The sequence below is a fragment of the Ruegeria discodermiae genome (genome assembly GCF_030758345.1).
Classification (GTDB): Bacteria; Pseudomonadota; Alphaproteobacteria; order Rhodobacterales; family Rhodobacteraceae; genus Ruegeria_C.
Genome location: NZ_JAVAMO010000014.1, coordinates 82,499 through 94,604, shown reverse-complemented (window position 1 = coordinate 94,604; position 12,106 = coordinate 82,499). Strand labels below are relative to the sequence as shown.

Below are 12,106 nucleotides of genomic sequence, written 5' to 3'. Positions count from 1 at the left end.
GCTATTTTGGAATGCCCAGTGATCGACTTCAAAGGTGCACACTATCCACAATCTGTGATCCTGTTTGCGGTCTATTTCTACGTTCGCTACGGCGTCTCGTATCGTGACCTGGAAGAGATCATGGCGGAACGTGGGGTGTCGGTTGATCATGCGACGCTGAACTGCTGGGTCGTGAAGTATTCACACTTGGCCGCTCGCGCGGCGCAGAAACGGAAGGCCAAGACAGCGGATTCTTGGCGCATGGACGAAACCTATGTGAAGGTTCGCGGTGAGTGGGTCTATCTGTACCGGGCCGTCGATCGTGACGGTCAAACCTTTGATTTCATGCTTTCCGAGAAGCGAGATACGAAATCCGCTAAGAAATTCTTCGCCAATGCACTGCACAACAATGGCATTCCGAAACGGATCACCATTGACCAAAGCAGGAGCAATGCGGCCGGGATCAAAGAGATCAACAAAATGTTCAAGCGATTGCGGATACCGGTTACGATTGACACCGTCAGATCAAAATACTTAAACAACATTATTGAGCAGGATCACCGGTTCATCAAACGGCTTACGAGGCCGATGCTCGGTTTAAAAAGCTTCGCCTCTGCCGCCGCGACACTTGCGGGGATCGAGACAGCCAACATGATCCGCAAGGGGCAGCTTGGGCCTTCGACAAACGGATTCCGTCAATTTGCAGAGCTCGCAGTATAAACTTGTCCAGGCAAAGCGATAGCTTCGAACCACGCTTAAGTTTGCGACAAAGCCGTTCAAACCGATCCGACCCCCACGTCACTGGCTGATATTGTCCAAGCTGCGTCAGCCGCGTTTTCGGAGAAGGTTATCGAACTGCATGCCCAGCCAGGAACGCACCTGTTTTTGTCCAAAGATCAAGGTCAGATTGTTCTGCACCATCTTTTACAAAACGCGTTCCAGCACGGCACAACGCGCGTCGACATAGGTTTTGATGCGGATTCGAACAGCCTAATTGTTTCCGAAAACGGCACGGGTATTTCCCAGCGAAACAGTTCGCGCATCGCAGACCCGTTTTTCACGACGAGACGGGATCAGGGCGGCACCGGGCTGGGCCTATCCATTGTCGCCGCTGTACTGAAACAAGCGGGCGCAGTAATCGAGGTAACGGCCTCAAAGCAAGGCGCCAGTTTTCGTATCAGGTTTTAAGTCCATACAAGAACCACCTGCAAGTGTGTCTATTCTCCCAACTGAAGTTGCCAGGGATTGCCGGACTTGATGATCGCATTTGCGATTGTGACCAGCCTTCGTCGATGCCGTGACGCCCACGGAAGTTATCGGTACTCGTGGCAGCCTCGCTCTCCTTCAGCAAGCTGGTGATCTTTGCCTCTGAAAAGCGCTTCGGCTTCAGAGGTCTTCCTCCTACTTCTTCCGTTCAATAGTGGAAAATTCCAGTTCGAACGGCCCGGATATCGGGAAAAGGTCAAATGGAGAATGTGGCGGGTGAGTGTTCCTGCGCCCATTTGTTTTGCCGCGTCGTTGGACAGAGAGCTCTGGCGCTATCGCGCACTTGACGCTCGGCAACGTGCATTTTTCCCCGATTGATAGTATTGATGGAAAGAGTTTTCTTGATTTCAGCAGGTCGATGGCCAGGGTCTTCATTTCTCATTCAAGTCGCGACAACGCACTCGCCGGAGCGATGAAGATTTGGCTCCACTCTGAAGGTTTCGAAACCCCATTTTTGGACTTTGACAAACATTCCGGGATCCCACCCGGAGCGAACTGGGAGAAGGTCCTATATCGTGAGATTGAAAACTCCGAAGCGTTGATCATCCTTCAGACGCAGAATTGGGTCGAGTCGAAATGGTGCTTTGCGGAATACACGCAGGCCCGTGCGTTGGGGAAACCGATTTTTCCAGTTGTCGAAGACCAGCCAGGACATGCACCGATTGGGCACGACATTCAGACACTCGATCTCAGCGCCGATCGAGAGAGCGGCCTTCAGAGACTGTCGAAGGAACTGACGCAAATTGCGCTAAATGCGCAGGGTGGGTTCCGGTGGGATAACAGCCGGCCTCCTTATCCCGGTTTGAGCGCTTTCCAGGAGGAAGACGCGGCGCTGTATTTTGGTCGCGATGATGACATCCGCCGTTTGATGGAACGGTTGAACGCGCGTCGAATACAGGGCGGTCCGAAGGTTCTCGCCCTGCTGGGTGCGTCTGGATCTGGTAAGTCTTCGCTTCTGCGGGCAGGCGTCCTTCCTCGGATCAAGCGCGACCCCAGAAATTGGCTTGTGTTGCCAACCATGCGTCCGCAGACCCGGCCTGTAGACGAATTGGCACGGACTCTTGCACTTGCCATGTTACAGGGAACGCAGTGGCGCGAGTGGAGAGAGGCCTTGCGCTGCGGCGACATTAGCGCGACCTTGCGCGATCTTGCCATTGACTTGCGGATTCAGCGCGGACACAGCGAAGCTCAAATCCTTCTTCCGGTCGATCAGGCGGAGGAGTTGTTTGGGATATCGGTTCCTGCCGAGGCGGACCGGTTCTTCGACATTCTGAACGAGCTTGGGGCCGAAGAGTCGCCGTTTTTGGTCGTCTTGGCGCAGAGATCGGATTTTCTGGAGAAACTGCAGTCAGCGCAGCGGCTGAAGGCGCGGTATGAGGAGTTCTCCTTGGGGCCTCTGCCGCTTTCCCGCATTCCGCAGATCATCGAAGGACCCGCCCGAATTGCGGGACTGAGGGTAGAGGACAGTCTGGTGATGCAGGCCACAAAGGACGCCGAAACCGAGGATGCCCTGCCGCTCTTAGCTTTTGCGCTTCGGGAACTCTACGACCGATTTGGGGCGGATGGCTGTCTTAGTCACGAAGACTACGACGCGCTTGGAGATGTGCAAGCAGGCCTGACACCGCTAGAGAATTCCGTCCGTCAGGCCGCCGACGACGTTCTGGACCAAACACAACCGGGTCCAGAGGATTTGGCCGCGCTCCGGTCCGCGTTTGTTCCCGCGATGGTCTGGGTAAATGACAAGGGCGAATACGTCCGCCGCCCTGCTTTCTGGGATGAACTGCCCGGCATGGCGCATATTCTTTTGGAGCGTTTGACCAAAGCCCGTCTTCTGGTCATTCGCCAGGAGGATGATCGGCGTGTGATCGAGGTGGCGCATGAAGCCTTGCTGCGCAAATGGACGCGCCTCCGAAACTGGCTCGACGATGCGCGCGAATTTTTGTTGGGACGTCAGCAACTTCAGGCCGATATCAAGGATTGGGAGCGAGCGCGCACGGCTGATAAACCGGCGGCCTTGCTCACAGGTCTGAAACTCAATCGCGCGCGCGGTTGGATGGCGGACAGACCACATCAACTGTCTGCCACTGAACGGTCGTACATCCTAGCGAGCATCGAAGCTGCGGAAGCCGAAACACGACGCAGGGACCGCCAGCGCCGCCGCATCGTTTGGGGTTCGGTTGCTGCCTCGTTCGTTTTGCTGATTGTTGCGGGGGTTGCGGTTTTTGGTTTGGTGCAGGCCAATATAGCGCGCGACAACGCTGAGCTTGCGCAACAAGAAGCGGACAAGCAGGCAAACCTTGCCCTTTCCCGCAAACTTGCCTCCGACGCGAGACTCGCACTGTCTGACGACAAGTTCGAACTCGCCATGCTCCTCAGCGCGGAAGGGTATCAACGCGCAGCAACCCGCGAGGCCGAGAGTGTGTTGTTCGATATGATCGAGAGATACCCGTTCTTGCGAGGCCCCCTGCCGGGACACGATGAAACAATCTACGCGCTGAGCTTTACACCGACGGGCGAGCACCTGTTGTCAGGAGACTTCGGTGGTCATGTGAAGGTATGGAGCACGGACTCCTTTGCGTTGGAAAGCGATATTGATCTCCAGGGTGGCTTGACAGGATTTGGTTATGACCGCTCCGGCAAGTTGCTGGTAACGACCGGGCACAGTCAAGATTTGGAGATCTTTTCGGACGGGCTTCCGGAGGGCAAATCTCAGAACATTCCAAATGGCTGCGATGTATCCTGGGCGGTCGGAGCGTTCGTGGCAGAGGAAGAGTTATTTTCAGCCTGCCGCTACTATGGCATCATTCGGTGGGACTTCCAAAGAAAAGACTGGGTAGAAGTGACATCAGACCCGGACCGCCCGGAACTCGTTGGGTCTGCCGCATTCCATCCTGATCGACCTGTAGCAATCCTGGAATATCTTGGGCAGCTTTCCATCTGGGACTTGCGCACAGGAGAACGCGAAGAGACACCATTCGACGAAAAACTCGTTAAGGATCTGCTCGGGGATCGCCCCGGTGTCTCTTTCATCCCCGGCACGGCGTTTTTCGCTACGGGCGGAGGCGGCCAACTTGCTTTGTGGGAAGTGGATCGCGCGAAACCCCTAACCCAGAAAGAAATCCCAATTGGTCAAACGCGTTCGATAGCAGTCCACGCGAACGGTCGCACTCTGGCCACCGGGGCCCAAGATGGCGAATTGTATTTGTGGGATCTAAGTATCCCCCGGAGATTGGGTGGCTTGGCTGGTACAGATGACGGCAGACGCGTGCGCGCTATGGCACTAAGTCCCGACGGCAAAAAATTAGCCATCGGCGGGACCGATGGGCTAGTCATTTTTTGGAACATCGCGGAGACCAACGCGCCCGAGCAGGTGTTATCGGGTCAACCCGGTGCTTTGGCGAGACTCCTTGACGCTTACATTGATGCAGATGGAGCACCGGTCAAAACGACAAGCTACGGCAATGTTGTCCTCTGGGAAAACGCGGTGGACGCGCGTTCGACAATAAAATTTGGCGGGGCCTTTGTGAACCCGGATCGCTTTGTCACTGGCAATCATGAATACGTTGCGCGGCAGGGAGTAGGCGGCCGCAATAACTGGATCGAGTTCCTTAACGTAAAGGCAAAGGATCAGCTACGCATCAACAATCCGACGGGTAACGTGCAGGCCATACCGATCGCTTCCGCAATTGACAACGAGGGGAAGTGGCTGGCAGGAGCCTATGATGACGGCGACATTATCCTGGTGGACTTAAACGGCGCGCGGCGGCGAGCAGCAGGTCTAGGAATGGAACTGTCCGAGCTACTGAAGGAGCCATCAGAGGTTCGCGACACGTTCATCGAACGGCTATCGCCTGACGTGCCCCTGAACGGCGAGGAATATCTCTTAAGCCTCGGCGCTGCCGGTAACCGTGTCGCTATCTCCGATGGCCAACAGATCCTAATATGGACCCGCGTTACCGATAATTGGCAGAGCGCACTATATCGGTCTGCAAACTTCTTTCCCGAAGGCGCGCAGGAGACTAGTACACCGACCATTGGTTCCATGGCGCTGTCGTCGGACGGAACGATCCTTGCAATGGAAACGCCGTTTGGCATGACCATTCTCAAGCTGGAAAGCAATACAAAAATTTACTTACCTATCAACATGATACGCGCGGAGAAGTCGCAGGCCCGTGAATCGATAATGCATATCCACAGTTTTGCGATAAGTCCCGATGCCGGTTCAATTGCGATCCGAATTGCGGACGGTTATGTCGTATGGTCGTTGGCGGCAAACACGGTGTCCGAGACTTTCGCGTTTCCCACAAACAGGCGAACCCGTGCCCGCTTCAGCCACGACGGTACGCGACTATTGGTGGCGTCGGACGATTCGATGGCCATGTGGACGATCGCGACCAGAACATTGCTTCACGACAACGTCCAGCAGATCAGCGGTGATGTCAGGCGTCTCGCCTTTGACGAGACTGGTATGTACTTGGCGGCAGCTGGTGACGGCAATTCTGTTGCGACTTGGCATTTGGGCGACAAGGCGCAGCGCGCCAGAAAAACAACTTTGCCTGCTGCAGTCAGTAAATTGGAATTTCGGTCAAACCTGAACACCCTTCGCATATTTGACGTTGACGGTAGGATTTTTGATTGGAATCTGAGCGGCGATGACGTTGTAGAAATTCCAGAACTTTCGCAAAGTGGAGCCGGCAGCGGGACTCAGACAAACAGACAGGATGAGAATGCCGAGCCACCAAGCGCAAGCAACGGTAGTCTGACGGTGAATGCGGACCGCGGTGGGCTGGCAATCTGGCCTGATGATGCCAGCCGGGCGATCAAGCATCCACTCATTGGTGCGCGAAACATATTTGACGTGCGTTTTGTGTCCGAAACAACCGTCGCTGCGCTCGGCACAGACGACAGAGGAGCAGCATATTGGGAAATACCTGCCGTCCCAGTCATTGAACGCGCCTGCCGGATGGTTAACCGGAACCTGACCATGGAAGAATGGGAAACGTATCTGCCGTCCGATGTTGATTATAGGAAAACGTGCCGACCGAAGTAGGATTCCAGTCTTATGTCAATGACTGCTTTGTCATTGGCGAGCGAATCCAAGCACACCTGACTTTCCCCGCAATTGCAAAATTTTTGTATGTGTCCACGGTGTTTTGATTGAAGTAAGTCATAGACCCTGACGTGATTTGTCAGCCGCGGCTCAAACGCGGCTGACCCATCCAATGCGTCGTTCTCGAAACTGACCGGCTGTGTCGCAAACTTTGGTCGGCGTGTTGCACCTTCGCGCGGTTTGATCCAATGGCTGGCTGGTCTTTGACAGAGATTAGGAATGTCCGATGATCGACTTCAAAGGTGCGCATTACCCGCGATCGGTGATCCTGTTAGCGATCTACTTCTAGTTCGGTACGGCGTCTCCTACCGTGACCTGTAAGAGATCCTGGCAGAACGTGGAGTATCGGTTGATCATGCGACGCTGAACCGCTGGGTTGTGAAGTATTCACCCTTGGCCGCTCGCGCAGCTCAGAAACGGAAGGCTGGCACCGCTGAATCCTGGCGCATGGATGAGACCTACATCAAAGTTCGCGGTGAATGGGTGTACCTCTATCGTGCCGTGGATCGTGATGGTCAAACCCTTGATTTAATGCTCTCCGAGAAGCGAGACACCAAGGCTGCAAAGAAGTTCTTCGCCAATGCATTATGCAACAATGGAATCTCGAAACGGATCACAATTGACAAAAGCAGGAGCAACGCGGCCGGGATCAAAGAGATCAACAAGATCTTCAAGCGATTGCGGATACCGGCTAAGATCGACACTGTCAGATCTAAATACCTAAACAACATTGTGGAGCAGGACCACCGGTTCATCAAGCGGCTCACGAGACCTATGCTCGGTTTCAAAAGCTTCGTCTCAGCAGCAGCGAAACTTGCAGGCATCGAGACCGCCAACATGATCCGCAAGGGCCAGCTGGGAGCTTCGACAAGCGGATTCCGTCAATTTGCAGAGCTCGCTGGAAAACGGCGGCCTGCCAATGCGATAGCTTTGACCGACGCCAGAGTTTGCGACAAAGCCCCGATATGGACTTGCCTGCCCAACCGAAACCAACCGGAGAGACCTTCACCACGCCAAAAGGACCTAGGTCGTTCTGTCGCTGTCCAATGCTCAATTCATCGACAGCCCAGCATTTGTGTTGAGCAGAAATTGCCTAAAGATTGGGCTGCTGGCAGCACCTATGCTTCGGGCGTTCTCGCCGACACTCCCGGCATGGATGCTTGGCGTGATTAGCCCGCGTTTGTCCTGATTTAGAAGGTAGCGGCTCACCCGCGCAACCAACTCATCGCGTATGTCAGTCGGAAAAGCGCCATCGATGAGAATGGCCTCGAAATCAATCACCGAGCAGATCGAAAGCGAGGCTTTTGCAAGTTCCTGGGCGGTCTCCCCGAGCCACGGCATTACATAGCGATTTATCGAGCTCCAATCCTGAGGACGCTGCCACATCACCCGCGGATCGACATCTGCCGCAACCAACCGTGCCTCAAGCAGGTGGAGCGAGGCTACGTCGATCAACTGATGGCTTTCTCCGAGCGGGCCCGTTGTCCGCATCGAACCCAATGCGCCAGCGTTTCCTTGATTGCCCTCATAGACCGAACCGTTGAGAGCAATGCCGCCGCCGATGAATGAACCGATGAAGAAGTATGCATAGTCACGAAACTCCTTCCCACGTCCATAGAGTTGCTCAGCATGGCAAGCTGCCGTTGCGTCGTTGACGACAACGACTGGGAGATCGGTAACCGCGGTGACTTCGGCCAAGATATCGACATCTTTCCAAGACCGAAACTTCTCCGCCGCGTCTCCGGTCAGATCATGCCACCTCCACAGCTCGAAGGGCGTTCCCAGACCGATCCCGCAAACCCGTTCCCTTGCCTTGATCGGTTGATCGCAGAGCAGCTTCTGTAACCCGCTTCTTAGAAACCCAAACACGGCATCGGGAAACGGATAGTCATACGATGTGAACAATTGCTTGCGGGGCACTCCTACAAAATCCAACAGCAGCAATTCGGCGCTTCGCCGGCCTATCTTCAATCCGATGGAAAAGACACCATCGGGGTTCAGTTCCATCGGTATCGACGGTTTTCCGACCTTTCCACGGATTGGATGTCCGCGCCTGAGAATTTTGTCCTTTTCGAGCCTGCGTGTGATGGTCGAGACCGTCTGCGGCGACAGCCCGGTGATGCGGGCGATATCCGCACCCGGTGTCGGGCCGCGGCGCTGCAACACAGTAAGGATCAGGCGCTCGTTATAGTCGCGCACGCCGCTCTGGTTCACTCCGCCTGACAGCTCTCTGAAGTCCAAGTTCATCATATCCTTCGTAATATTTCACAATCATCCCATTGGAAAGGTTGGTTTTATAATTAATAAATAAAGTTGATTTATTAATTGACAGAATCAGCCCGATGAGCTTTCTTGAGGGCGACCTACCGCGCTCGACACGTGTAGGCCTGGGGCGGGATAGGCCTGCCTCGACCGCAATCAAACGGGAGGAAACAATGAAAAGTCTCTTAACTCTAAGTGCATCTGCAGTGGCTCTTGCCGTTGCCGCATCGTGTGCTCACGCTGCTGGTGAGACCGTCTGCCTGATCACGAAGACTGACACCAATCCCTTCTTTGTAAAAATGAAGGAGGGTGCCAGCGCGAAAGCTGAAGAGCTAGGTATGTCCCTCAAAGCCTTCGCCGGAAAAGTCGATGGCGACCACGAGACACAGGTTCAAGCTATCGAAACCTGTATTCTGGATGGCGCAAAGGGCATCCTGCTGACCGCCTCGGACACCGGGTCGATTGTTCCGGCTGTTCAACAGGCGCGTGATGCCGGTATCCTCGTCATTGCTCTCGACACACCTTTGAGTCCGACGGATGCGGCAGACGCAACCTTTGCCACCGACAACTATCTGGCTGGCCTTCTGATTGGGCAGTGGGCGAAAGCTACGCTGGGCGACGCGGCTGCTGATGCAAAAATCGCTACGCTCGATCTCAATGTAAGCCAGCCGACAGTTGATGTTCTTCGAAACCAGGGATTCTTGGACGGCTTCGGTATCGATCTTAATGATCCAAACGTCATCGGTGACGAGTCGGACTCCCGTCTTGTGGGCAGCGACGTAACTGATGGCAATGAAGAAGGCGGACGCCGTGCAATGGAGAACCTCCTCGCCAAAGATCCGACCATCAACGTCGTCCATACAATAAACGAGCCCGCTGCTGCAGGCGCGTATGAAGCGTTAAAGGCGATCGGACGCGAAAACGATGTATTGATCGTGTCCGTGGATGGTGGTTGTCCCGGGGTTCAGAATGTCGAAGAGGGTGTGATAGGGGCGACCAGCCAGCAATATCCGCTACTCATGGCCTCATTGGGTGTTGAAGCAGTAAAGAAGTGGGCCGATGAGGGTGTGAAACCTGAAAACACGCCGGGCAAAGACTTCTTTGACACTGGTGTTGCCTTGATTACAGATCAGCCAGTCGATGGGCTTGAATCGATCTCTGTCGCAAGAGGTCTTGAGCTCTGTTGGGGCTAACACCCTCAGGATAAGCGGAAGGCGCGTGTTTGTGCCTTCCCAGATCCTTCAAGTCAAATAAATGCTTTTGAAACCTACCACGCGATCTGGAGTCCATCCGTCGCGAAAGGAGGAGTAATGTCTGACACAAACAAAAGTGCCCAGGATTTTGAAGCTGCCGCAGCCCGGACGGAGACGGTAGCTGAATTTGAAGACCACAGACGTGGTCTTGTGGGCCAGATCCAGCATGTCTTACATGTCAATCCATCGTTTGTACCGCTCATCGTACTTGTTGCGGCGATCATAGTTTTCGGACTCCTGCTGGGATCGAAGTTCTTTTCGCCCTTTGCGATGACACTGATCCTGCAGCAGGTCCAGATCGTAGGCATAGTCGCCGCCGCACAGAGCCTTGTTATCCTGACGGCGGGCATTGACCTCAGTGTTGGGGCGATCATGGTCTTCTCGTCAGTTATCATGGGACAGTTCACGTTCCGCTATGGCGTCCCGACACCGATCGCGGTTTTCTGCGGTTTAGCGGTTGGTACGGCTATTGGCGCACTGAACGGTTGGCTCGTTAGCCGGGTGAAGCTCCCGCCGTTCATCGTGACGTTGGGCATGTGGCAAATCGTTCTTGCAACCAATTTTCTTTACTCCGCGAACGAGACCATCCGGAGCCAGGAAATCGAGGAAAGTGCCGCGTTCCTGCAGTTCTTTGGGACGAAGTTCAGCGTTGGAGGCGCGGTTCTGACTGTTGGCGTCGTGTTCATGCTGGTTCTGGTGGCTGTGCTCGCCTATGCGCTCAAACACACCGCGTGGGGACGACATGTTTATGCCGTGGGCGACGATCCTGAAGCTGCAGAGCTATCGGGTGTGAACGTCCACAAAACGCTGATGTCTGTATACATGCTCTCAGGCCTCATCTGCGCGTTTGCGGGCTGGGCTCTGATCGGGCGCATTGGCTCGGTGTCCCCGACTTCAGGTCAATTGGCCAATATCGAGAGTATCACGGCTGTTGTGATCGGAGGTATTTCGCTCTTTGGCGGGCGAGGATCGATTCTGGGGTCGCTCTTTGGAGCGTTGATCGTCGGTGTGTTCACCTTGGGATTAAGGCTCATGGGGGCCGATGCGCAGTGGACCTTCCTCCTCATCGGACTTCTCATCATTGCCGCTGTCGCGGTTGACCAATGGATCAGAAAGGTATCAGCATAATGACTGACACATCGACACCTGTTGTACAGGGACGCGGGATCGTGAAGCGCTATGGCCACGTCACCGCGATCGACCATTCCGATTTCGAGTTGCGCCAGGGTGAGATACTGGCCGTCATCGGAGACAATGGCGCCGGAAAATCCTCGATCGTTAAGGCGATCTGTGGCGCCACTATTCCGGATGAAGGCGAAATTCTGATCGAAGGCAAACCGGTCAACTTCACCTCACCGATCGACGCGCGGAATATGGGGATCGAAATCGTCTACCAGCAACTCGCCATGTCCCCGGCGCTATCGATCGCCGACAACATGTTCATGGGCCGCGAAATCCGGAAAGCTGGTTTCATGGGCAAATACTTGCGCCAACTCGACCGCCCCGCGATGGAAAAGTTTGCCCGCGACAAGCTGACCGAGCTCGGCCTCATGACGGTGCAGTCGATCAACCAGGCGGTAGAGACGCTTTCGGGCGGCCAGCGTCAGGGTGTAGCTGTGGCCAGAGCGGCGGCCTTTGCCTCGAAGTTCATCATTATGGATGAACCCACGGCAGCCTTGGGCGTCAAAGAAAGCCGACGTGTGCTGGAACTGATCCAGGATGTCAGGGCTCGCGGCATTCCAATCATCCTGATCAGTCACAACATGCCGCATGTGTTCGAAGTTGCCGACCGCATCCATGTCCACAGATTGGGCAAGCGATTGTGCACCATTGATCCGAAAGACTACACAATGTCAGATGCAGTGGCGTTTATGACGGGTGCAAAAGAGCCACCCGCTGAAGCACGCGCCGCGTAAAAGGGGCAACATCGACGCAGGTCCAGCGCCGTCGGACTAAATCCTGGCGGCGCCCGACCTAGATGGAGTGGGTACCGTCCTCGTCGCGCAGCGGTACATCATCATTCTGGCACATTGCAATGCATTGGAGCGGGGGTATCCACTCCATCTAGGTCTACCTGAACTACGATCGCGCGGCACTCGCCGACTATGGTCGTAGGCTTCATAATGGGAAAGCTGTCTCAACATCACGAACAGAAGGTTTAGCCAACGAAACCGGGAGTTGTGCAACAACGCTCCTAACTGTTCAATTACTCTCCCAAACAACTCAGGAACACAAT

General features: G+C 54.9%; 7 protein-coding genes and 1 pseudogene. 7 read left to right on the top strand and 1 reads right to left on the bottom strand.

Features of this window, described 5'->3' with window-relative positions:
- Positions 1-18 precede the first annotated feature (18 nt).
- The 4 genes and pseudogenes from Q5Y75_RS21865 to Q5Y75_RS21850 all read left to right on the top strand — a co-directional run.
- A complete protein-coding gene (locus Q5Y75_RS21865; protein ID WP_306201558.1) occupies positions 19-699 on the top strand; it encodes an IS6 family transposase in 681 nt (226 codons plus the stop codon).
- A gap of 165 nt (positions 700-864) precedes the next feature.
- Positions 865-1,167, top strand: a complete 303-nt coding sequence (locus Q5Y75_RS21860; protein ID WP_306201557.1) for a sensor histidine kinase — start codon at positions 865-867, stop codon at positions 1,165-1,167.
- Positions 1,168-1,465: 298 nt separating this feature from the next.
- Complete coding sequence (locus tag Q5Y75_RS21855) at positions 1,466-6,295, top strand: nSTAND1 domain-containing NTPase (protein WP_306201555.1); 4,830 nt, start codon at positions 1,466-1,468, stop codon at positions 6,293-6,295.
- Positions 6,296-6,581: 286 nt separating this feature from the next.
- A pseudogene (locus tag Q5Y75_RS21850) lies at positions 6,582-7,255 on the top strand (IS6 family transposase); the annotation flags it as partial.
- A gap of 150 nt (positions 7,256-7,405) precedes the next feature.
- Here Q5Y75_RS21850 and Q5Y75_RS21845 read toward each other — a convergent pair.
- Positions 7,406-8,605, bottom strand: a complete 1,200-nt coding sequence (locus tag Q5Y75_RS21845; RefSeq protein ID WP_306201553.1) for an ROK family transcriptional regulator — start codon at positions 8,603-8,605, stop codon at positions 7,406-7,408.
- Positions 8,606-8,790: 185 nt separating this feature from the next.
- Between Q5Y75_RS21845 and Q5Y75_RS21840 the strand changes: the two genes are divergently transcribed.
- The 3 genes from Q5Y75_RS21840 (at position 8,791) to Q5Y75_RS21830 (ending at position 11,786) form a co-directional block, all read left to right on the top strand.
- Positions 8,791-9,810 (top strand): sugar ABC transporter substrate-binding protein, encoded by a 1,020-nt coding sequence (locus Q5Y75_RS21840; protein WP_306201551.1) that lies wholly within the window; start codon positions 8,791-8,793, stop codon positions 9,808-9,810.
- A 117-nt stretch (positions 9,811-9,927) separates the two neighbouring features.
- On the top strand, positions 9,928-10,998 hold the full coding sequence (locus Q5Y75_RS21835) for an ABC transporter permease (RefSeq protein WP_306201549.1): 1,071 nt from the start codon (positions 9,928-9,930) through the stop codon (positions 10,996-10,998).
- Positions 10,998-11,786: an ATP-binding cassette domain-containing protein gene (locus Q5Y75_RS21830; RefSeq protein ID WP_306201547.1), complete on the top strand. Its 789-nt coding sequence runs from the start codon at positions 10,998-11,000 to the stop codon at positions 11,784-11,786. The genes Q5Y75_RS21835 and Q5Y75_RS21830 overlap by 1 nt, the downstream gene beginning before the upstream one ends.
- Positions 11,787-12,106: the final 320 nt, after the last annotated feature.